The 24034-nt window shown below is 44.6% G+C and carries 18 protein-coding genes and 1 riboswitch; of the genes, 5 read left to right on the top strand and 13 right to left on the bottom strand.

Annotated elements, in window-relative coordinates; genetic code table 11:
• Window positions 1-2: 2 nt before the first annotated feature.
• A complete protein-coding gene (locus L2717_RS11680) occupies window positions 3-200 on the top strand; it encodes a hypothetical protein (RefSeq protein WP_248938060.1) in 198 nt (65 codons plus the stop codon).
• Here L2717_RS11680 and L2717_RS11675 read toward each other — a convergent pair.
• Complete coding sequence (locus L2717_RS11675) at window positions 116-1063, bottom strand: IS1595 family transposase (RefSeq protein ID WP_076499415.1); 948 nt, start codon at window positions 1061-1063, stop codon at window positions 116-118. The genes L2717_RS11680 and L2717_RS11675 overlap by 85 nt on opposite strands.
• Before the next feature lie 311 nt (window positions 1064-1374).
• Here L2717_RS11675 and pyrC point away from each other — a divergent pair, with 311 nt between their 5' ends.
• The gene (gene pyrC, locus L2717_RS11670) at window positions 1375-2406 is read left to right on the top strand and encodes a dihydroorotase (protein ID WP_220775113.1); all 1032 of its coding nucleotides are present in this window, start codon (window positions 1375-1377) and stop codon (window positions 2404-2406) included.
• Window positions 2407-3228: 822 nt separating this feature from the next.
• Window positions 3229-4782, top strand: a complete 1554-nt coding sequence (locus L2717_RS11665) for a methyl-accepting chemotaxis protein (RefSeq protein ID WP_220773916.1) — start codon at window positions 3229-3231, stop codon at window positions 4780-4782.
• 39 nt (window positions 4783-4821) lie between these two features.
• Here L2717_RS11665 and L2717_RS11660 read toward each other — a convergent pair whose 3' ends face one another.
• On the bottom strand, window positions 4822-5205 hold the full coding sequence (locus tag L2717_RS11660; protein WP_220773915.1) for an MAPEG family protein: 384 nt from the start codon (window positions 5203-5205) through the stop codon (window positions 4822-4824).
• Between the two features lie 474 nt (window positions 5206-5679).
• Between L2717_RS11660 and L2717_RS11655 the strand changes: the two genes are divergently transcribed.
• Window positions 5680-7071, top strand: coding sequence for an NAD-dependent succinate-semialdehyde dehydrogenase (locus tag L2717_RS11655; RefSeq protein ID WP_220773914.1), 1392 nt, complete (start codon window positions 5680-5682; stop codon window positions 7069-7071).
• A gap of 59 nt (window positions 7072-7130) precedes the next feature.
• Here L2717_RS11655 and L2717_RS11650 read toward each other — a convergent pair whose 3' ends face one another.
• From L2717_RS11650 to L2717_RS11615, 8 genes are all read right to left on the bottom strand, one after another.
• Window positions 7131-7955, bottom strand: a complete 825-nt coding sequence (locus L2717_RS11650; RefSeq protein ID WP_246611769.1) for a cobalamin-binding protein — start codon at window positions 7953-7955, stop codon at window positions 7131-7133.
• 110 nt (window positions 7956-8065) lie between these two features.
• Window positions 8066-8689 carry a cob(I)yrinic acid a,c-diamide adenosyltransferase gene (gene cobO, locus L2717_RS11645; RefSeq protein ID WP_220773912.1) on the bottom strand — a complete coding sequence of 208 codons (624 nt, stop codon included), beginning with the start codon at window positions 8687-8689 and terminating at the stop codon, window positions 8066-8068.
• Between the two features lie 320 nt (window positions 8690-9009).
• A complete protein-coding gene (cobU, locus tag L2717_RS11640) occupies window positions 9010-9621 on the bottom strand; it encodes a bifunctional adenosylcobinamide kinase/adenosylcobinamide-phosphate guanylyltransferase (RefSeq protein ID WP_220773911.1) in 612 nt (203 codons plus the stop codon).
• Entirely contained in the window at window positions 9618-10406 is a 789-nt protein-coding gene (locus tag L2717_RS11635) for an adenosylcobinamide-GDP ribazoletransferase (protein WP_220773910.1), read from the bottom strand. The genes cobU and L2717_RS11635 overlap by 4 nt, the downstream gene beginning before the upstream one ends.
• A gap of 105 nt (window positions 10407-10511) precedes the next feature.
• The gene (gene cobT, locus L2717_RS11630) at window positions 10512-11576 is read right to left on the bottom strand and encodes a nicotinate-nucleotide--dimethylbenzimidazole phosphoribosyltransferase (RefSeq protein ID WP_220773909.1); all 1065 of its coding nucleotides are present in this window, start codon (window positions 11574-11576) and stop codon (window positions 10512-10514) included.
• A gap of 75 nt (window positions 11577-11651) precedes the next feature.
• Complete coding sequence (locus tag L2717_RS11625) at window positions 11652-12737, bottom strand: FecCD family ABC transporter permease (protein ID WP_220773917.1); 1086 nt, start codon at window positions 12735-12737, stop codon at window positions 11652-11654.
• Window positions 12738-12783: 46 nt separating this feature from the next.
• Window positions 12784-13662 (bottom strand): ABC transporter ATP-binding protein, encoded by an 879-nt coding sequence (locus L2717_RS11620; RefSeq protein WP_220773908.1) that lies wholly within the window; start codon window positions 13660-13662, stop codon window positions 12784-12786.
• A 130-nt stretch (window positions 13663-13792) separates the two neighbouring features.
• A riboswitch (cobalamin riboswitch) is annotated at window positions 13793-13949 on the bottom strand.
• Window positions 13950-14212: 263 nt separating this feature from the next.
• Window positions 14213-15001: a histidine phosphatase family protein gene (locus tag L2717_RS11615; RefSeq protein ID WP_220773907.1), complete on the bottom strand. Its 789-nt coding sequence runs from the start codon at window positions 14999-15001 to the stop codon at window positions 14213-14215.
• A 420-nt stretch (window positions 15002-15421) separates the two neighbouring features.
• Between L2717_RS11615 and metH the strand changes: the two genes are divergently transcribed.
• Window positions 15422-19156 carry a methionine synthase gene (metH, locus tag L2717_RS11610; protein ID WP_220773906.1) on the top strand — a complete coding sequence of 1245 codons (3735 nt, stop codon included), beginning with the start codon at window positions 15422-15424 and terminating at the stop codon, window positions 19154-19156.
• Window positions 19157-19715: 559 nt separating this feature from the next.
• On the opposite strand, the gene L2717_RS11605 is transcribed toward metH, so the two are convergent.
• The 3 genes from L2717_RS11605 to L2717_RS11595 all read right to left on the bottom strand — a co-directional run bounded on the left by L2717_RS11605 (window position 19716) and on the right by L2717_RS11595 (window position 23766).
• Window positions 19716-20213 carry a hypothetical protein gene (locus L2717_RS11605; RefSeq protein WP_220773905.1) on the bottom strand — a complete coding sequence of 166 codons (498 nt, stop codon included), beginning with the start codon at window positions 20211-20213 and terminating at the stop codon, window positions 19716-19718.
• Window positions 20214-20311: 98 nt separating this feature from the next.
• Window positions 20312-21790: a DNA/RNA helicase domain-containing protein gene (locus L2717_RS18200; RefSeq protein WP_248938057.1), complete on the bottom strand. Its 1479-nt coding sequence runs from the start codon at window positions 21788-21790 to the stop codon at window positions 20312-20314.
• A gap of 146 nt (window positions 21791-21936) precedes the next feature.
• Window positions 21937-23766 (bottom strand): AAA family ATPase, encoded by a 1830-nt coding sequence (locus L2717_RS11595; RefSeq protein WP_248938056.1) that lies wholly within the window; start codon window positions 23764-23766, stop codon window positions 21937-21939.
• Between the last annotated feature and the right edge of the window lie 268 nt (window positions 23767-24034).

The following is a 24034-nucleotide window of genomic DNA, read 5'->3' as shown; positions in this document are numbered from 1 at the left end:
TTATACTGCGTTTAAGGCTTTCGACAGAGCACCACTATGTCTTCAATCCTTCGCCTTGTCTAAAGCGCGTTGAACTCCCGCTGAATGAACAGATATTTAATACGATTGGCTATGTTCACGTTAACTGTGTCTGCATAGCCAATATGCTATTTTCATTTGGATTATCATGGGCTTCAAAGAATCTAAACCAGCCTAAGTAGTTCGGAAGATATTTAGTTGCTACGCCCCGAAAGGTATTTATCCATAAATGCAGTCGGCTATGGTAAGCATTGACATTTTGAATATGAAAAACACCCTCTTTGACTCGCCTGCCATGACTTGCATTGAGTATCTTATGCTCTACTTTCATATCCTGAGTCATTTTTAGGTAGGAAAGAAAGCCATCGCTACACACCACTGAATCTGCAGCTATTTTATTTTCTAGCAACCCTAATAATGTGACACTATCGGCGCTATCGAGGCATTCATCGAATACCTGTTTATTTCTATCTCTGGCCACAAGGACCGCGACCCAATCGCCTTTTTTGCGTCCGCGACCAGCACAATCTCCACCTCTTTTATGGGCTTTACGTGAGAGTGTACGACTGCCTTTCTCTGAATAGCGAAATAAGGTCTCATCGATTTCAACGATACCAGACAACCTTTGCGCTTTGACTTTATTGGGTAAGGAAAGAAATTGGTGGCGCCATTTAAAGGCTGTTTTAACTGATATATTACAGCGCTTTGCGCTCTTTCTTATAGGAAGGCTGTCTAGCATGCATGTGAAGTATGGCAGCCATTTTTCTAAGAACCGCATTCGATAGAAGGGTGTGTTAATGGTGCACATGAACGTTTTATGACAAGCATGACAGCGATATCGCTGACGGCCATTAGGTTTTCCATGACGTTTAATGTGACAGGCGTGACAATGAGGGCACTGGGGTTTGATGGTGAAATTCGCCTCAAGCATATTAATGCATGAACCACTATCAAGTTGTTGCTGTAAAAAAGAAATGAGTAAACGTTGCTGTTCAAAGGGTAACTCTGCCGCTTGTTGCTCGAGGTCTAACAAACATGAAGTCATGTCTGGAACTCCTATAGAGAGCTGCACATAATTATAGTGTAGCAACACTTAACTAAAACATAGCCAATACGATTGGTATAACTACACTGCACGGGCTTTGCCTTGCATAAAAGCCAGCCAACTCGCTGCAAAAATAACCCTGAAACGTCAACACGCCCTAGCGTAATATCGCTCTTATCACGATTAAATCGCTAAAACGGCAGCCCAGACAACTTATTGCCCTCAAATACCGAGTTTCCCTTTACAGTAAAATCCTTGCCACATAAGATCCTACCACCCTCGTAGCAAAAACAATCAAAAGATAAAATCCTATGACGACAATAACAATCACTCGCCCAGACGACTGGCATATTCATTTAAGAGACGGTGCGCAGCTTAAAGATACCGTGCGTGATATTAGCCGCTACATGGGCCGCGCCATCGTTATGCCCAACTTAGTACCGCCCGCTATCGATACGCAAACCGCACTGAGCTATTACGATCGCATTAAAGCCAAGGTGCCCACAGGCTCACAGTTCGAACCTTTAATGGTGCTGTATTTAACCGACAAAACCAGCCCAGATGAAATCCGTAAAGCCAAGGCATCGGGTAAAATTGTCGCCGCTAAACTCTACCCTGCGGGCGCGACGACTAACTCAGATTCAGGCGTGACTACGCTTGAAAACATTTATCCCGCCCTTAAAGCCATGCAAGAAGTCGGCATGCTGTTTTTAGTCCACGGCGAGGTCACGGATTCATCCATTGATATTTTCGACCGCGAGCGCATTTTTATCGAAAATATCCTCAGTAAAATCGTTGCCGATTTCCCAAACCTTAAAATCGTGCTTGAACATATCACCACTAAAGATGCCGTCGATTTTGTCACTCAAGCCTCTGATAATGTGGCCGCAACTATCACAGCGCACCATTTGCTGTATAACCGTAACCACATGTTAGCTGGCGGTATTCGCCCGCATTTTTACTGTTTGCCGATTTTAAAACGCAACACCCACCAACAGGCGTTATTGGCCGCAGCGGCAAGCGGTAGTAAGAAGTTTTTCCTCGGTACCGATTCAGCGCCACACGCCAAAGATAAAAAAGAAGCCGCCTGTGGCTGCGCGGGTTCGTACACCGCCCACGCCGCGATTGAGTTGTATGCCGAAGCATTTGAATCAGTTAACGCACTAGATAAACTCGAAGCGTTCGCAAGCTTCAATGGGCCAGATTTTTATAATCTGCCACGCAACATCGACACGATTACGCTGGTAAAAAAATCATGGGATGTACCCGCGAGCTATCCGCTGGGCGACACCAACGTCGTGCCGATTCGTGCAGGTGAAGCCATTGATTGGCAGGTAAAATAAGCGCTTGAGCTAGGCTTAATAAAGGTAAATTATCCTGCTGCTATTGAGCAGGATAATATCGAACTAATACCATAAAATTAATACTATAAAACTAAGAAAATTAAGACCGCATCTACGGTCTTAATTTGAGCCTCGCACGATCAAGAGGGGATTAACAGTAATACTCTCTTCAGTTTAAAGAGCGATTCATGATTTATCTTTTATGCATAGGATTAATCACGTTTACTCCAGTGACAAGCCATAAACTCCCCTGAGGGTTCAACGGTCCAGCCCATGCCGCCAATGGTCACTTACATGCGAGTCATTAATTTCATAGCCATTTTAGTAGGCTTGCCCCTAAACGACTCATGTCTTCATTAAGCCTTTAGCCACCAGCCTCATACACCAATAAAAGTCACCTAAAACTTAGATGGCAAATCCATGTACAAGCACTGCACTAAATCTAATTCATTGCGTCTTTAAGGCAAATTCTCTGGGATGTTCTACTCTAATATAACCAATTTACAACCATTTACATTGGCACAAGGTTACTGAGCGTTTTTATTCTAATGTTAGTAAGCACAATACTCATTATGAATAACCGATTTCATTAATATGGGTATTTTTAGGGTTGACGTTAGTACTTGCGCAATTAATAAACGTCTTTTGAGAAGTATTGTAAATAGAATATTAAATTCAATGTTTTCATAGTAGTGACGTATATTTTTCTACAAGAAAAACACTTATAAATGGCGATTAATCGGTTTAACTAATGTTAATATTGACGAAAGGTTATTTAGCCTTATCTTATTGAAAAGCAGCCAATATACAAAGGAGTGTGGCATGAGAAATAACCAACCGATTACCCGTCAAGAAAGAACTTTCCCTGAATCGATAAAACTCATTTCAGTGACCGATTTACAAGGCACAATTCTCGAATGTAACGATGCGTTTGTCGATGTGAGTGGTTTTAAAAAGGCGGAATTAATCGGACAACACCACAACATTGTGAGGCACCCAGAAATGCCTTCAATTGCATTTACTCAAATGTGGTCTTATTTAAAAGCAGGCAAACCTTGGATGGGTATGGTTAAAAATCGCTGTAAAAATGGTGATTTTTATTGGGTAGATGCCTATGTTACGCCAGTCACTACCGCTGGCAAAGTGGTCGGTTATGAGTCAGTAAGGTCATGTCCTAAGCGAGATGACGTAGCAAGGGCCGATACTTTATATCAGCAAATTAATGCGGGTAAGTCTTTTGCTACATCAAGGCGCATTTCTGTTGCAAACTTATGCCTTATTTTGGCCCTCATTTCAGCCTGTGCACTTTATTTTGCAGGATACCCAACTCTGTTTAGCATTTTACTGCTGAGCACTGCAGTGCTGTATGCCATTTCAATAACCTACAAATACAAATCTACGGTTGACTCGTTAAATGCCATGTTAAAAATGAGCTTCTCTAACGACCTTGCCGCCAGAGCTTACACAGACTCAAGTGGCACACTGGGTTTATTAAAGGTGAGTATTTTAAGCCAAAATGCCCATCTAGGGACGGTGATCACTCGGATTGAAAATGCGGCATTGAATGTAGCTAAAGAGTCAGACAATGGCTATCAGTTAACCCTTAACACCTGCGCCGAGATTGAACAACAGCAGGCAGAAACCTGCCAAGTGGCGACAGCAATGAATCAAATGACCACCACGATTGCCGAGGTTTCAATACACGTATCAGAAACCGCAAACCATGCAGATACGGCGAATAACTTAGCGATTAAGGGCCGAAATATGGCCGATATCACCCAACAGTCGATTCAAAAACTTAAAACTACCGTCAACGATATCAGTGTTTCCGTCACCGAGCTTTCAGATCAAACAGTGCGTATTGCGCAGGTGGCACAAATCATTGAGCAAATTGCCGATCAAACTAATTTACTGGCATTAAATGCCGCTATTGAAGCCGCCAGAGCGGGGGAGCAAGGCCGAGGATTTGCCGTTGTCGCTGATGAAGTACGTAATCTGGCGCAACGTACACAGGAATCGACCCACAGTATCCATGGGATCATTGAAGAACTCACTGCCAAGGCTAAACAAGCCGTTAATGCCGCACATGTTGGCTCTGAAGCGGCTAATGAAGGGCTTGAAAAAGTCGTTGAAAGCGCCGCTATGCTTAATGGTATTTCAGACGCCGTAAGTCAAATTGCCCATATGTCGACGCAAATGGCGGCAGCGGTAGAACAACAAACCCATGTAGCCGAAGATATTAACCGCCAAGTAGTTAATATCTCTGATTTAGCAGGCACTAGCGCTGAAAGTGCTATCGATACCTCAGCGTCAATTATTAAACTTAAAAATACCGCCGATGAACTCCACGAACTAGTGGTTCGTTTCAAGCGTTAAAAAAGCACTACATTATTGAGATATCGCCGCTCAAACATACTAAAAAGCCTGAAAGAAAATTCCGAAGGCACTGAAAATAGCCACAAACCATGAGAGGGATCTCAAGGTACCTTTATTAGCAAGATACAAAATATGGTACACAAAACGGGCTGCAACATGGCTGATGGCAAGCCATTCTGCAGTCGGTGTCACTTTGCCAGTAGCCATTACCACTAATACCGCTAGGCCAAAAACTAAGAGTGATTCAAAAGCATTTTGATGCCCAGCTAAAGCACGTGCGCCAAAACCAGTTAGCTGCGCCTGTTGGGCGCGAGGATGGTTATTATCATAACCGCCCGCCTTCGCCATCGCCCAAGCAACGGGGCCTTTGGCTAAATACGGCAATAGCATCGCGATAAACAAACAAATGAGTAAGGTATTCATGGGCTGCACTTCCTATTATTTTAGTATTTGAGTGTATTCAGTATGTTGAATTGATGAGTGTATGCGCACGACGACATTATTTCACCCTATACCTGCTGTCGCTCACAAAATGTAATCGTAACGTTAAGCGACTCACAGTGCTATACCTTTGCCATACGCAAGATATCAACCAAATACTCACAGCATTAGTGCCCCTTAACCTGTCTTTGGCGGCTTTATTGTCGCGCCAACTCGGGTTGTTTAATAAAAAACTAAGCCAACCAAAACGAAAGTATGAAAAGCCAAAAAACAAGGTTGATATCTTAATCCCTGCGATCTGGCTCACATCTCTCGCGGATTAGAGTGGGTAGAAAGGTAGAAGGTTAATCCCTGACCTTATCGTTAATGACAAGGGCGATGGCAAATTAAAGACATTTACCCTTAATGCCAAGACTTGGCATTGTCACTCTATTCGTTGAACGCTTGGAGGAACATATGGCTTATACAACGATCAATCCCTATACGGGAGAACTCATCAAAGAATTTCCCAATGCAACAGATACCGAAGTCACGCAGGCGATAGACTCCGCCCATCAGGCTTTTTTGGCTTGGCGAACCACTCCCTTTGCCGACAAAGCCGCAATACTGTCTAAGGCTGCAACCATTCTCAGAGATAACAAGCGGCAATATGCTAAGTTGTTGACGTTAGAAATGGGCAAAGTGATTGCAGAAGCCGAAGCTGAGGTCGAGCTTTCAGCGCAAATTCTCGAATATTACGCCGAACATACCGAGCGACTATTAGCCCCGCAAAAACTGCCAGTAGCCGATCCCGCAGAAGGTGAAGCGATACTGGTTCACGACCCCCTTGGCGTGTTGCTGGCTATCGAACCTTGGAACTTCCCTTACTATCAAATTGCCCGAATTTTGGCGCCGCAGATATCCGTCGGAAACACGTTACTGCTCAAACACGCGTCCAATGTGCCGCAATGCGCCGCAGCCTTTGAAGGTCTGATGCGCGATGCAGGCCTGCCACAAGGTGTATTCCAAAACCTGTATGCAACACGCGACCAAATTGAATACATTATTAACTCCCCCAAAGTACATGGGGTGGCACTCACAGGTTCTGAGGGCGCAGGCGCAATGATTGCCGCACAAGCTGGTAAAGCGCTGAAAAAATCCACCTTAGAACTCGGCGGGGCTGATGCTTTCATCGTGCTTGAAGATGCCGAACTGCCAAAAACTATTGATTGGGCAGTGTTTGGCCGTCACTGGAACGCAGGTCAGGTTTGCGTGTCGTCCAAGCGGATGATCTTAGTTGAAGCCATTTATGATGAGTTTATGCAAGGCTATATCAAAGGTGTGGAAGCGCTAAAAGCGGGCGATCCTATGGATCCCACCACCACATTGGCCCCGTTATCTTCTCAGGCAGCTGCCGATGAAGTGAAGCAAAAAGTGCGTGATGCGGTAAAACATGGTGCAACAGCTACTGAAGTCGGCCCTAAAGTGCCAGAAAAAGGTGCCTTTGTGCAGCCGACGATATTGACTAATGTCACGCCAGATAACCCCGCCTACTATTGGGAGTTTTTCGGCCCTATATCGATGATCCTCAAAGCGAAAGATGAACAAGAAGCGATTGATATCGCCAACGACTCACCCTTTGGTCTGGGTGGCTCAGTGTTTACGGCTGATAATAAACGCGGTTTAGCGGTCGCTAAGCAGGTTTCAACCGGCATGATGTTTGTTAATCATCCAACTATGGTCAAGGCCGATTTACCCTTTGGTGGGGTGCGTCGTTCAGGTTATGGACGTGAGCTAATTGGTTTAGGCTTAAAAGAGTTTGTAAACCACAAACTGATTAATGTGGTTGATATTAACGCGCCGTTCTAATCCATGAAGTAAAAAATGCGACTAAAAGCCAGGCAGGATTATCTGTCTGGCTTTTCTGTTTAACGTGCTTTATCCAGCGCGCGACACAAGGCTTGCACACCGAGTAACGCTCTGGGCGTAGCACGGTGCAATAAATCGGCATCGATTTGATAAATACGCTGCTTTTTAACCGCAGGGATCTCAGGCCATTGGCTCCAATCAACACCTTTTACATTGCCTTCTTCTTGGCTCTGTAAAATCACTTCGGGCAGGGTCAGTAACACGTTTTCTAAACTCACCTGCGGATAATCACTGGCGGCAGTGTAAAACACATTTTCACCATGGCACACATCAATAATCTGCTGGATCCAACTGTTTTTAGAAACTGTCATCAAGGGCGTAGACCAGAGTTGATAAAACACCTTAGGTGCGGATTTACTGGTATTCTCTGCCCGTAAACGGCTTAGCTCAGCACGATAAATAGTCGCAGCGTTACGCGCCTCTTCAACGTGTCCGGTTAATTGCCCTAACTCTTCAAGCTCTGTAGCAATTGCGTCTAAGGTCTTGGGATCGCTACCATAAAGATTAAAGCCAAGCGATTTAAGCTGATTGATATCTTCGGCTTTATTACCCGTATCCCACACCACAATCAAATCAGGGTTAAGCTCAAACACTCGCTCCATTTGAATGCCATAATAGCCACCAATGCGCGGAATTTTTTTGGCAGCCTCAGGATAATCTGCATAATCTGTGGTGGCGACAATGGCATCACCCGCGCCTATGGCGTAGAGCATTTCTACCGCATGGGGCGAAAGCGCAATAATACGTTGGGCAGGTTTGGCTAATACGTGCTGAGAAAGCAAAATACTCAGACCCAATATGCAGCCAACATAATAGCGTTTCATCGTCATCCCTTTAATGTTAATCCTGCAATCATAGGCAGCATAGGTATCAGCTCATGGCGACTTGATGGAGTAACTTTTAATCAAATAGCCATAAACTCATTGGCCATAAATCAATAATCAAAACCTTGCTGCGCTTTTATACCTGCCTCAAAGGCGTGTTTCAACGGCTGTACTTCGCTCACCGTATCGGCCAGTTCGATGATGGCACGGTGACAAGCTCGGCCGGTGATAATCACATGCTGCATTGGTGGGCGATTACGCAGTGCAGTGAGCACGCGCTCGACATCCAAATAGTGATAACTCACCATGTACGTCAATTCATCGAGCATCACGCAATCTATGCTCTCATCTTGCAATAATTGCTCGGCGATTTCCCATGCGAGTATGGCGGCTGCGGTATCCTTCTCTTTATCTTGGGTTTCCCACGTAAAACCTGTGCCCATGACATGAAACGCAACCCCAGCGCCTTCGAGTAAATTGCGTTCCCCGCATTCCCAAGTGCCTTTAATAAATTGCACTACCGCGGCTTTTTTACCGTGACCGACAGCGCGGGCAACTGTGCCAAAACCTGAAGTCGACTTACCTTTGCCGTTACCAGTTAACACCAGTAAAATGCCCTTTTCTTCTTGGGCGGCGGCAATTTTGGCATCAACACCTTGTTTAAGTTTTTGTTGGCGCTCTTTGTGGCGCTCGGCTTTAATTTGCGTTGGCTCGTTATCGTTTTGTGCTGTCATGGTTTTTCCTTCGCTTTGCTGCTAAGACGTATGTTTCTAAAATTGCCTGTCATGTTGGCATGCCTAAATGTTTGTATAACACATCAACTAACGGGTCGAGCTGTTTCAAATATCAGTGTGTTGTGGCTAATCGTTAGCCCTGCTCCTGCCGACCAGCACACTGTTCAATATCTAGGGATAGCCATGCAGTGAGCTAGATTTAATCGGTGACGGGCGGAGGTTTTATGTGACTCACGGCTTGGGTTTGCAGAAATTAACAATAAAGCTCAGCGTGAAAATCATGTAAGCCACTCATGTAAGCCAATAAAGTCTAAAACAGCCTAAAGCGGTTTTAGTGCTAAGGGTAAGCCCGCGACCACTAAGGTGACATTATCCGCTAAGGCAGCAACGGCTTGGTTTAACCAGCCGGCTTCGTCAACAAATTGTCGGCTCAACTCACCTAAGGGCACTATGCCAGAGCCGACTTCGTTACTGACCAAAATCACCACGCCTTCAAGCTCCGTCAGCGCATCCACAAAAGCGGTTTTTTCTGCCTGCCAATTCGCTAAAGCTTTATCTGTTGACGTTGTAGTGACAAAGTCTGAGGCACTCCACTCCGTCGGCGCGGGTTCATCATTAACTTGATGATTGGATACGAGTAATTGATTGGTTAACCACAGGGTTAAACAGTCGACTAAAATTACTCGCCCAGGTTTGGCTAAGCGCGCTAATGTGGCCGTCAATGCCAGTGGTTCCTCAAACAATTTCCACTCAACGCCATCGTCAGAACGGCCCGCTTGATGCTTGGCGATGCGTGTTGCCATTTCATCATCTAGCGCCTGCGCCGTCGCCACATAACAGGCATCAAAACCCAGCGCTGTATATTGACGCACTAAGGCTTCACCGTAACGACTTTTACCGCTACGGGCGCCGCCTAGCACGAGGTGGATCACAGTATGCTACCGACAACGAGTAATACAAAATAACACACGATTTCAGCTATTTGCTGCGCCGCGCCTAAGGTATCACCTGTGTAACCGCCAATTTGACGTCTGAATATCACGATAATCAAACGGCGTAACCCTATCATCACCAATAATAATGATAAGGCAGCTAATCCTTTGAGGAATAACAGTACTAGCACGCCACTGGCGAGCAGGATAAACAGATCATTAATCCCTTGATGTTGCGATAACGGCTTTGACTTACTGGTCTCATCATCGCGAACATATTTTTCGCTAAAGATAATACTCGCCGATACCACACGGCTCACTGTGTGCGCCACAATAAGCGCCGAGCCCGCCACCACAGGATCGTACAGGGCCAACTCGACTAACAACTGCCATTTCAGCAGCAGAGCCAACATTAGCGCCAAGGCGCCATAGCTGCCAAGGCGCGAGTCCTTCATGATCCGTAGCTTATCTTCGACCGTCCAACCACCACCAAAACCATCAAAGGTATCGGCGAGGCCATCTTCATGGAATCCCCCCGTAAGCAATACGCCAACGAGCATAGCCAACAGTACAGAAACACCAGCGGGGAGCCAGTTCTGCGTCAGCCAAAACACAATGGCACTGAGCAGGCCGACCAAAAGACCGACCAGACCGAAATAACGGCTGGCTTTATTCAGCTTATCACTATCGACTTCAACCCAGCTCGGCATAGGAATGCGGGTAAAATAGCCCATGGCAACAAAAAACAAATCTATTTCTTTGTGCCAGCTTTCGCGTTCTGACATAAAGCATCCTTAGTGAGTTCACACTTGCTATACGATTTAAGATTAAAACAGTTGGCTAACAGTTATTATTTTAAATAAGTAAAATAAGAGACTTAGCAGAGTACATCATACAACAGCCTCAATCCCAGCATCACTAAAACTCGCCATTTGGTTGTAAAAATTTACTGCAGCTTGAATAAGCGGCAATGCTAAAGCGGCGCCAGTGCCTTCGCCTAATCTTAACCCGAGGGCCAACAAGGGTTTAGCCTGTAAAAAATCTAACATACGCAGGTGGCCTTGTTCGTCAGACTGATGGGCAAAAATTAAATAATCGCGCACATTCGGCGCAATGTTTACCGCCACTAACGCCGCCGCTGTCGCGATAAAACCGTCTATCACCACCAGCATTTTGCGTTCAGCCGCGGCTAATATTGCTCCTGTCATTTGCACAATTTCAAATCCGCCTAAGCAGGCTAACACGGCTTTGGGCCCCGTTAAGGCGTGTTGATGCAACTGCAAAGCCTGCTCAATTAACGCCAGCTTTCGTGCTAAGGTCTCAGCATTAATCCCCGTACCGCGACCCACGCAATCAGCCACATTGAGTTGCATCATTGCCGCCATAATCGCTGCTGCCGCCGAGGTATTACCTATACCCATTTCGCCAAAGGCAATCAAATTACAACCTGCTTGATGGTGGCGTTCTATTAAATCACGCGCCATGACAAAGCCTTTATCGACAGTATTTAGCGCCATGGCGGGCGCTAAATGAATCGCCTCAGTCCCGGCGCCAAGGCGTTGATTAATAATGCCCTCAACACCTTCAACTGGCGTTAAAATACCGCAATCAATCACTTCGAGTTTAAAGCCGACCTGTCGACAAAACACATTAATCGCCGCGCCGCCATGGGCAAAATTTTGCACCATTTGGCGCGTGACTTCGCTCGGCGCAATCGATACTCCCTGCGCGGCAATGCCATGATCTCCCGCAAACACTAACAGAGTTGGATGAGCGATTTTTAGTGTATCTTGTGGCAACGTTGCGCCTTGCACGCGGGCAATCTGTAACGCTAAGGATTCAAGCAGGCCTAAGGCGCCAAGCGGTTTAGTTTTAAGATCAATCTTCTGCTGAATCATTTGATCCTGCGCGTTACTCACTGGGCTTATTTTAAAAGATACGGCTGATTGAAACATCCCGACTCCACTTAACTTAATTGAACTAGATTGAATTGAACTGAATTACATGATTAAAAATCACCACGCACAGGCTTACCCCACCACCCTGCGCCGACGCAAAATCAGTAAAAAGAATAAGCTGCCGATAGCGGCAGTAATAATGCCTACGGGTAACTCTTGATTACCCAACAAACAGCGCGCTAATACATCAATCCACACCATAAATAATCCGCCCACCAACGCCGTTAATAAAATCGGCTGGCGACCGGGAAATAGCATACGCACGGTATGGGGGATCATTAAACCGACAAACCCAATACCGCCACAGGTGGCAACCAATACTGCGGTAATTAACGAGCACAGTAACAACATGCTGAGTCGTAACTTAGGTACATTTACCCCTAAGGTATGGGCGGTTTCATCCCCTGCTTGCAGCGCCATAATCTGCCGCTTCATGCCTAAGATAATCAATAAGCTCACCCCAACAACCAGAGTCGGCAAAATAAGTAACGACCAACTGGCCTTAGCAAAACTGCCTAAACTCCAAAACAATACCGATGCAGTGGCCTGCGGACTGGCAAAATACAACAGTAAACTGGTTAAGGCGCCAAACATAAAGGAGGTTGCCACGCCCGAAAGCAGCATGCGCTCGACTTGGCTATTAAGCCCAAGACCCGATAACGCTAACACAATCAACACCGACAAACTGGCGCCAATAAAAGCCCCTAAAGGTAGGCTAAACCACAACAATCCAGACAATGCACCCGAACCGCTAAAAATCCCCGAGTAAGCCGCCATCGCGGCATTATCAAAAAATCCTGAACCGGTAAACAGCGTCAACATCACCACAGCGCCAAAGGAAGCCCCAGAGCTAATACCAAATAAATACGGGTCTGCCAGCGGATTGCGGGTCACGGTTTGCAATACACTGCCCGCCAGTGACAAGCCTGCCCCCGCCACAAATGCCAGCAAAATACGCGGCAGCCTGAGCTCCATTACGATGCGCTCAGTCATACCGCTTGCCTGAGTAATGTTGGCAACCTTATTGATAAACACGTGGATAACATCCATAAAGCTGATGTTTGCCGCGCCAAAACTGGTTGCGGCTATCGGTGTCATTAATGTCAGCATGGCTAACGCCAGCAGCATCAACTGTTGTCTTGTCAAAAGTGTCACCATAGACCCCAAGTTTGAGGTGCAATACTGCGTTGTTGACTCGTCTGAATCATTCGCTCTCACCTCGTTTATCCCCGTTATGGGTTGCATCATGGTAACCATAAAAATAGCTGATTAAGGGCTTTTTATGCTGCGGATGGACGGACACCTGAGCACATACTCCGAACACATCGGCGATACGCGCTTCAGTTAATACCTCTGTCGGTGTGCCCATCGCACTGACCTCGCCGTTGTGGATTAACAATAAGCTGTCACACAGGGCGCTGGCCAAATTAAGATCGTGGATGGAAGCAATCACACTAATACCCAAACTGCGCACCAGCTCAAGAATTTGAATTTGATAGCGCACATCAAGATGATTAGTCGGTTCATCGAGGATGAGCAGTTGTGGCTGTTGCACTATGGCACGAGCGATCAAGGCGCGTTGTTTTTCACCGCCCGATAAACGCTCATATTGCTGGTGCATTTTATGGCTGAGGCCGACTTTTTCGAGCGCTTTAGCAATGCACTCGCCATCTTTGCTAGAGTTAGTGTCGAACATGCCCTTGTGCGGCGTTAACCCCATGCTAACCAATTGCTCTGTGGTCATGTCGAAATAATGTGGCGTATCTTGCTGGACAACAGCAACGCTACAGGCAAAAGCCTTGGGCGATAAGCGCTCAATATCTTGACCAAATAAGGTGATTTTGCCCTGAGTCGGGCGCACAAAACGATACAAACAGCGCAGTAAACTAGACTTACCCGCACCGTTAGGCCCAATCAGCCCAAGCATCTGCCCCGTCGGCAACGCAAAGTTAATATCGGTAAGAATAGTTTTGCCATCAATGCTCCAGCTTAAATGACTCACATCAAGCGCAACTTGTGGGCTGGCTGGAATGGTATCCTTGCTATTTGACCCATGGCTTGTTTGGATTGCAGAGAGTTTCACCAACGCGGCGCTCCTAACGAGTCCACACCTGCATTTAAAAAAGGAATATACATAGTTGCTGTACACATAATCGTTATACGCATAGTCATCTGCTCCCTCGAGTCACCCGCTCAAGAATTTAAGCTGCACGCAGCGATAACAGAAATAGGCAGGTCTCCTGACTTGTCACTTTTATATTTAAAACTTTATAAAAGTGACTCACAGTTGCGGGCACAGTTCGGGCTGACTGACGAGCAGCTCCCCGATTCCCTATTATGTTGAAATTAATCTTTAGTTGGCAAAGAGGCTTAGCCATATCAGCCTAAATCTTCCCACACGACTAAAAACTTCCAACACCTATTTCTGTGACGTTAGCCGCTACGCTATAACAGGATCGTATGCGAGCAGTAACATCAAGAGAAAGCATTATCCTATATTTACCCTAATAGGCAATCGACAATCGCGCCGCTAAGATGAGAAAAATCTTCAACTTAGCGGATGCTTTTAATGGCTAACTATGATGACTAACTCTGTTACTCCCTGCAGTTATAACCGACGGCAGCGAGTCACGTTACTCGCAGCGACCGCTCGGCCAATCTAAACGCCAATAACGACTGCCTTGCTCATCTTGCAGCACATTAATTTTGACCACTGCGGCGACGGGTAAATTAAGTTGGCTATAAAAACCCACGGCCCGTTCAACCCCCAGTGCCCGCGCCATTAAATGGCGTATAACGCCGCCGTGGCTCACTAGCCATATTTTAGCAGTAGGCGTGAGCGTACCGTCTTGAGCCTCACCTTTATTTAAGACAATAGAATTTAACGCGATAGACAATTGCTCAAACTCAGCGGCAAGTATTTGCTCAATAGCATAGTTCACTCGCGACTCAAAACTGGCCATAGTCTCACCGTTGGGCGGTGGTGTTTGCCACGGGTTTTGCCAATAGGCGGCTAAATATTCGCCCTCTTGCTGATAAAGCTCATCGAGTTTACGTCCGTCCCAGTCACCGAAATCTATTTCCTGTAAATCTGACAAAAATTGCGCCTCTAATGGCTTTGTCTGTGCCGTTAATATGCTGCTTGCTGATGTCGAATTTGAAGATAGCGCCGTACTTAACGGTGGTACTCCACTTAATAGCGGCATCGTTGAATGCAGCTCGGCCGCCAGAGCTTGGGCAAAGTCAGCACAGCGGCGTGAGGTTGAACTATAAATAGCGCTACAGACGCTGGCCTGCGCCGCAACCGCCGCCGACATTTGTTGCCAACCCGTTTCACTCAACGGCACATCTACGCGCCCGCGTAAGATGGTGCCGCCTTCACACTCGCCGTGGCGTAGCAATAATAGTTGTATTTGTTTCATCGTATTCCTTGGCTAATATTCAAGAGCGAATGTTCAAAAAACACATCATTCAGGCGGTGATACTTAATTTTATGGCCATTATGTTGTTAAAAAATGGCTTAATACCAATGAAAACAGCCCTGTTACTTTGCCATTAAAACATTCACTCAATAAATCACCGCTAAAAGTGCTCAAAAACCTCCGATGAGCAGGGTAAATCGTCAGGTGATTTTGGCCTTGCACTGACGATCACAAGTCGCGTACTATGGACGTCCATACGTTTAAACGTCCGCGGTGAATATCTAATAATATCGACTGAGCAGAATAAAATGCACTGAGCATAATAAAGGTCGATAGTTAGGCAGTGCTGTGAACCGAATCCTGTATTTAATCCTAGGCTTAATCATGGGCTTAGCTTAGCTGTATTTAAGGTAGCTATTTATGACGATACCCTCTACAAAAGCCAGTCAGATTTTGGCAGACATTCGCAAACAGCTTGCAGAGCGCATTTTGATCTTAGACGGTGCTATGGGCACAATGATCCAAGGCCACAAGCTCGAAGAAGAGGACTATCGCGGCGAACGCTTTAAAGATTGGCACACGGATGTTAAAGGTAACAACGACTTATTAGTCTTGTCGCAGCCACACATCATCAAACAAATTCACACCGACTATTTAAACGCCGGTGCCGATATTATTGAAACCAACACCTTTAACGCCACCCCTATCGCTATGGCCGACTACGACATGCAGTCGCTGTCTGCCGAAATTAACTTTGCAGGCGCCCGCCTCGCCCGCGAAGCCTGTGATGAAGTAGCCGCAGCCACAGGTATCCCGCGCTACGTTGCAGGCGTATTAGGCCCCACTAACCGTACCTGCTCGATTAGCCCAGATGTAAACGACCCAGGCTATCGTAATGTAAGCTTCGACGAGTTAGTAAGTGCTTACCGAGAATCCACTAAGGCACTGATTGAAGGCGGCGCAGATATCATTATGGTCGAGACCATATTCGATACCCTAAACGCCAAGGCCGCACTGTTTGCTATCGAATCGGTATTTGACGACTTATTTGGTCAGCATTCTGAAAACAGATTACCCATCATGATTTCGGGCACGATTACCGATGCATCGGGTCGCACACTGACTGGCCAAACAACCGAAGCTTTTTATAATTCCCTGCGCCATATCAAGCCATTATCTATCGGTCTTAACTGCGCTTTGGGACCAAAAGAACTGCGCCCCTATGTCGAAGAATTATCGCGCATTAGTGAATGTTATGTGTCGGCGCACCCTAACGCGGGTCTACCGAATGAGTTTGGTGGTTACGATGAAACCCCTGAGGATATGGCGAGCGTTATCGAAGATTGGGCGCGTGAAGGCATGCTCAATATTATTGGTGGTTGTTGTGGTAGCACGCCAGAACATATTCGCGTTATTCGTGAAGCCGTTGATAAACACAACCCACGCGCGTTACCTAACATTCCAGTAGCCTGCCGTTTAGCGGGTTTGGAACCACTGACTATCGACGCGCAGTCTTTGTTTGTTAACGTGGGCGAGCGTACTAACGTCACAGGTTCAGCCAAGTTCTTAAAGCTAATTAAAGAAGGCAAATTTGAGCAAGCGTTAGATGTTGCCCGCGAGCAAGTTATCAACGGCGCACAAATCATCGATATCAACATGGACGAAGGCATGATCGATGGTGCTGAGTTTATGCATAAGTTTTTAAACTTAATCGCCTCAGAGCCCGATATCAGTCGCGTGCCGATTATGATCGACTCCTCTAAATGGGAAGTAATTGAAGCTGGCCTCAAATGCATTCAAGGCAAAGGCATAGTTAACTCGATTTCGTTGAAAGAAGGCGAAGCCAAGTTTATTGAACAAGCCACCTTAGTTAAACGCTACGGCGCAGCGGCCATTATCATGGCGTTTGACGAGCAAGGTCAGGCTGATACTAAAGCGCGTAAAATTGAAATCTGTACCCGCGCCTATCGGGTATTGGTCGATAAAGTCGGCTTTCCGCCAGAAGATATTATCTTCGACCCGAATATTTTTGCCATTGCCACCGGTATTGATGAGCACGACAACTATGCCGTCGACTTTATTGAAGCCATTAAAGAAATTAAAGCCACCTTGCCACACGCGATGATCTCGGGCGGCGTATCGAACGTGTCGTTTTCGTTTCGCGGTAACAACCCAGTCCGCGAGGCGATTCATGCGGTGTTTTTATACCATGCCATTCAAGCAGGCATGGATATGGGCATTGTTAACGCTGGTCAGTTAGCCATTTATGACGATATTGATCCTGCGCTTAAAGTGTTAGTCGAAAACGTGGTGCTTAACCTACCTTGCCCCATTGCCGATTCGAGCAACACAGAGCAGTTACTTGAAATTGCTGAAAAATACCGTGGCGATAACGCACAGGTCGGTAAAAAAGAAGATTTAGAATGGCGCAGCTGGCCAGTGAGCCAACGTTTGGCCCACGCGTTAGTGAAAGGCATTACCGAATTTATTGATGAGGACACAGAAGCGGCGCGCCAAGAAGCGAAACGTCCGTTAGATGTGATTGAAGGTGCCTTGATGGACGGCATGAACGTGGTCGGCGATCTATTTGGTGCAGGTAAAATGTTCCTGCCGCAGGTGGTTAAATCGGCGCGAGTGATGAAAAAAGCCGTCGCTTATTTGAATCCGTATATTGAGCTTGAAAAGGTTGCTGGCCAATCTAACGGCAAAATATTAATGGTGACGGTAAAAGGTGACGTGCACGATATCGGTAAAAATATCGTTGGCGTAGTGCTAGCCTGTAACGGTTTTGAAGTATTTGATTTAGGCGTAATGGTGTCGGTTGAACGTATTCTCGCCGCGGTTAAAGAACACAATATTGATATTATTGGCATGTCTGGGTTAATCACCCCAAGCCTTGATGAAATGGTGCATAACGTGAAAACCTTCCAGCGCGAAGGCTTGACCATTCCAACCATTATCGGCGGCGCTACCTGCTCTAAAATCCATACTGCGGTAAAAATTGCGCCCCATTATCCCCACGGTGCTATTTACATCGCCGATGCATCACGGGCTGTACCTATGGTCAGCAAGCTGATTAATAACGAAACTCGCCAAGCCACCATAGACGCCGCCTATGTGGAATATGACGAAATGCGTATTAAGCGTTTGTCGCAAACCAAACTCAAACAAATTACCACCATTGAGGCCGCGCGTGAAAACCGCTGCCAACACGATTGGGAAAACTACACACCCTTTACGCCCCATGTACTTGGTCGCCAAGTGTTTGACGATTATCCGTTAGAAGATTTAGTCGAGCGCATCGACTGGACCCCGTTTTTCCGCTCGTGGGAATTACACGGACATTATCCTGAAATCCTCACAGATAAAGTGGTCGGCGTCGAAGCGCAAAAGCTGTTCGCCGATGGCCAAGCGATGCTCAAACAAATCATCGACGAAAAATGGCTCACGGCGAAAGCGGTTATCGGTTTATTCCCCGCCAACACCGTGAATCATGATGATATCGAGCTGTATACCGATGAGTCGCGCACCACTTTAGAAATGACCACTCATCACCTACGGATGCAGTTAGAACGAGTCGGTAACGACAACTTCTGTTTAGCCGATTTTGTTGCCCCCAAAGACTCAGGCGTCGCCGATTACATGGGCGGCTTTGCGGTCACCACAGGCCACGGCATTGACGAACATGTGGCGCGTTTTGAAGCCAATCACGACGACTACAACGCAATCTTGCTTAAATGTTTAGCCGACCGTTTAGCCGAAGCCTTTGCCGAGCGGATGCACGAGCGAGTACGTAAGGAGTTTTGGGGATATGCAGCCGACGAGCAGCTCAGTAACGATGCGTTAATTCGTGAAAAGTACAAAGGCATACGCCCAGCACCGGGTTATCCCGCCTGCCCTGATCACACCGAAAAAGGCTTGCTGTGGGATTTACTCAAACCCGATGAAACGATTAATTTGAACATCACCGAAAGCTACGCCATGTTCCCGACCGCCGCCGTATCGGGTTGGTATTTTGCCCACCCGAAATCACGTTACTTTGGCGTGAGTAACATCGGCCGTGATCAAGTGGAAGATTATGCCAAGCGTAAAGGGATGACTGTAGCTGAGACGGAGAAGTGGCTGTCGCCAGTGTTGGACTATGATCCTGAATAGGGAGTGATCCAGAGTAGTCATTGGTACTCGTTAATGCCCGAGCTTCACTTGGGGAATTAGGCAAAATTTGGAATTAAGGAGCTAAGTCGAAGCCCCTTATTTTTGGTTTTAATGTCTAACTTTAAAATCAAAATAAAAAATCAAAGTCGTGGAATTCCATTCCACACCAGGGCAAGAAGGGGATCAACAGCAATCCCCCTCTTGCATCTCCCCTTGCCGCCCCTAGCGAAGTTACATGCATTAGAAACTAGCCTTGGTCTTATGGATAAATTGCTATCGCTTCCGATGGCACATCCTGTACCCCGAAAGCTAGCTCGGCATCCATGCCGAGACTCACGCAATTTATTCCAACGCCCCGCAGCAACTTCGCAGGGGATAGGTGAACTTCTGTGAGATTAGAGTTAACTTTTCGCATTGAAAGAATTTTGCATGTTCCATCTCTAGCCATATCTATTATTTAGATAACATCAGTAACGCATAACACAGACAAAATCTACCTCAAAACCACGTAACGGGTCTTAAATCCTGCCAACTAAATCGACATTAGTAACAGTCCTTTTTAGCCGAACATTACATCAGGGAAAGCTTTACGGGCAACGGTTAGCTGTTTACCGGCATACTTCCCTTTTTTCCCTGCCGCGTTTACATAAACACGAAAACTTGATTTAGCTTTAATCGTGACTAATATCGCGTACTGCGATTCAAGTTTATCGGCTGACGCCCTTCGGTAACCAAGCAACTCCTCAAACTCAGCTTTTGTTAAGCAGCAAATTTCACCACCTTCAACACAAACCAACCCAAAGAATAAGCTATCATGCTTTGGAAGTAAGGAAGCAAGAGTTTTCATTTGGTCTTCGCTAAATGTAAAAACATATTCGTCATTTCCATTTGGCTCCGATGCATATTTACATAAAATAGCAACATGGCTATTGATAAGGAAAGCGTTACTAATCGGTTTACCATTTAATTTTAATGCATTAATGGCTGTAAACTGTTCATGCTCAGCAATCTGCATGACTGCAGCACCGATATTTTGATGTTCTAACCTAATTTTCATGGATATTCCTTTATATATTTAGTATCGCTTCAATAACCGGCGCAGCTATGCAGCGTCCGGCGCCGAAGGCGCAAAATTGATTAATTTGTTAGTTGCTTTTATTCAGGATGTCCCATTATAGACAAACACCGTTCTAAAACTTGATTATTTGAAACTATAATTAATTTCAGTTTCTTTCTCGTACGAGTGATGTTTTGAAACAACATTTTCACTGAATCATAATATGTACGTGCATTGTAAGTTAACTTTCCAGAATCATCGTACGAAAAAAACCGATCAATAACTACAGCTACATTATCAAACTCCTGACCAATAACTGTGTGAGCAGTTTTACTCTGGGCATCTGAATAAGACTCATGGTGTTCAGTGTTATATTGAGACGGTGTCCACTTTAGTACTTCCCAACCATTATCACTAATGAGGCTAAGATAGTTTCTTACATCTTCAACATTTGAAAAATAGTCAAAGTCAACGTTACCACGATCTGTGAAATTTATATCACTCCTTCGATTATTGAATAGTAACTTAATAAAGCTTGCTATCTCTTTGTTAGTTCTTATTTTGTCTGACAATTGATATTTTTGAATATTGGGTAGAGCACTAATTTTTTGGTCTATATCATCGGAGTTTTCTGTTCTAGATAAAGTCTGCTGTACATCATAGGAAAAAATACAATCAATATTGCCGTTTTGAGCGTCTAAGATTAATTTATCTAGTTGATTAGCATAAATCCTTTGCGTTTCATCGACTACAACAATATCAAAACTTGATACATCTTGTTGCGTCAAGTATTTTATCGGGATAATATTCCAGCCTTCAGATATCAATGTAGCATGCCCATTATTTAGCTGACCACAGTGAACGATTAACGTATTTTTTCTATCTTTTAAATCTTTGACAATATCATACGTTAAAAGGGTCTTCCCAGTACCTGGTCCCCCATTTATAGTCATGAAACTTTGAGTTGTTGCATTGATATTTTTAATTACACTGCCTTTGATCGTTTCTTGTTGACCAGTTAAGAAGTATAATTCATTCAGAAATTTACTTGTCGAATTAAAAGGTGAAACAAGATAGTCAGAAGGGTTAAAAAGTAAGTCTGGATTGTCAATATTTTTCAATTGTTGGCCAATCAATAATTGAACTAACTCACTAAAACCTATAGTTTCAAGTTCACTTCTCACATTAAGTTTATAAAGTGTATTAGTTTCAACTACGAAACTTAAGTTGTGTACCACCCTATTTATATGGCTGAGATAGTACCTATTTCTAATTAACTGTTTCTTTATTTTTTCTTCTGTACTACTTTTTTTTAATTCGATGTTAACAGTGTAGTTGTCACCAAACCTCAACAAATCAAATTCTTTGCTAATGTGCTGGATTTTATATCCAATGTAAAAAGAATTAAACACTTGGGAATATTTAATAATCTCATAAATATTAGCGGACAATACAGTTAAGTCACTGACTTCATCATCACTAATATCTACACCATAATATTTTATAAAGTTTGCGTATTCTGGCTGGGTTAAAGCGTTGTGTGCTTGGATAAGAGATATAATGTTGATGCTTTTCACTGTACATCCTTGCTCTGTCGTGTTTATTAAATATATATTTTATTAACGAAATGTTAGCTCTGCAACTAACGCCTTGCTAAGCGGAAAATAAAGGTTCGCTATAATCGCGAAACGATAGCAAACTGTTTTCCCGTTTAAGAAATTTGTTATGGGGCTGGTTTTAGGTGATCTAAGTATGGTGAACAAAGAACTAAAAATATGCTTTTCCAACGTTCTGGTAGATCATTAAAATCGTCTCCCCAGTTTTCTAAAATATGTTCATAAGCTTTATATGGTTTCTCATGGGAAGGTGCAGCGTAGCCCAATAGATCTTCAATGCATTCCTCGATCATAATTCTGCGTTCAGCTCCCGCTTGAGTGAGTATCGGAGTATTCATAGCCTCTGCTCTAGGAGTACCAGCATCGCGATCATGCATAAAGATATAATTTATATCGAGTGCATTTAAATATTTTGCTATCGAAATCAAAACTGCTTTACCTCGGGCTCTTAAAAATTCACAGTTGCCAATCACTCGAGCTTTATCATCAGAAGCTAAACGCTTAATTGTTTCCCTAAGAACAACTTCTTCTGTATCCCCTTCAACAAATATACATTTATTGGTAAAGAACATTCTAGAAATATAATCGTCCACTTTTAGAAGCATCTTGAGGTTTTGCTTTTCGTCTTGTTGCAGATCTGAAAAAGCACTTTCAAGATTGAACGATGTTGTACCAGTAAAACCATCTTCACTAAAAGAAAACTTAGTTAAACTAATACTTTTATCTGTACCAAGGTTCACCATATATGGTGAATGCGTAGTAGCAACAATTTGACAGCTTGGTCCAGCGAGTTCATATAGCGAGTCACGAAGTTGGTTTGCAGCCGCAGGATGTAAATAAATTTCTGGCTCTTCGAAGCAGAAAATGGTGCTTCTAGGATTTTCTGCATTTTTATTTACAAATTCCTGCACAAAACGTAATAACTGAAACGCAGTTGCTCGTATCATACCGTGCCCTTGGTATGAAACTTCAGCTTTTACATTACTTTCCAGCTCAACAGAAAATTGCGGCTCAATAGCTTTTTCTGGTTTATCTAAAGCAGCTGACACATGAACACAAGAGTCTGGAAATAAGTTATGCACCATGCCATTTAACTCTTGGATCAGCTTACCAAAGTCTGTTCCCGTATCACTTGGATTCAACTCTGAAGCAAGCGCATTTAGAAAACGTTGAGCTTGTTCATAGTTATCCGAATTAGCTCTAACCTGTTCAAATAGATCACCTAAAAGGGTATGTAAAGCTCCATTACTTGAGGTTAATTCAGAGATACATGATTCAGCAGGAACAACAACGATACGAGGTAATTTAGACAATACATTACCGGGTATACCACCGGGATTCTCTACCCATTGTGGTTCTTGATCATCTTGCACTTCCCAATATTCGGTTAAGTCTTCGAGCTTTTCTTTAACTATTTTAAGAGTAAGTTTTTTAGTAAAGTTCCCATCACCGAAGAACTCTTTAAGAAACTCTTCTGTATAGGTTTCACCGACTAGCTCTGAAACTTGAGTAGCCGCAAAAAATTGCTCCTTAGGTACTTTAGGGTGCTCAAGCATGTAAACTTTTGGCTTTGACAGAGTTATAGACCAAACTTTCTTGTAAACAATACTGTTCTCAGTCTCTTCAGGTAAAGGGTTCTCAACTTTAATGATTCGACCTTTAAAGCCTACCCACTCCTTAGCTTCATCTGGCAAATTATGATATTTGGCAACTATTTCTATTTCATCAGAATATTCATAAAGATCATCTTCTTCGTTATAAGTCTTTGAATAATCTTCTCGCAGCGCATTTTTTGCACTGTGCAAAAGCTGAATTGCCGAGAAAACGCTTGATTTACCAGCATTATTTGCACCAATCAGAAACGTAGAATCCCTAAAGCTAATAGTACAACCTTTGAGTTTACGAAAATTGTCTATCGTTATTTCATGCAATCTCATCTAGCCACCTAATTTATTTATCTTATGTCGAATTTGAGCCACATTTTGTTACGTAAAATGGGGCACAAAAAGAGTTAGGACATATATGGTCACCTCGGGTTTAGCAAGGTCAATGTCCTACTTTGTTCAAACTACATTTACGTTAATCGATAATTCACCTTTCACAACGGGGTATCGGTCGTTAATGGTTTGCGGTCTTGCGACATATATCCGGCGTCTGTTGCGCCCTAATGAGATCCAAATTGACGTCTTACCCTCCTAGGCAGCC

The sequence above is a fragment of the Shewanella glacialipiscicola genome (genome assembly GCF_023283485.1).
GTDB lineage: Bacteria > Pseudomonadota > Gammaproteobacteria > Enterobacterales > Shewanellaceae > Shewanella > Shewanella glacialipiscicola.
This window is presented reverse-complemented; position numbering and strand designations above follow the sequence as displayed.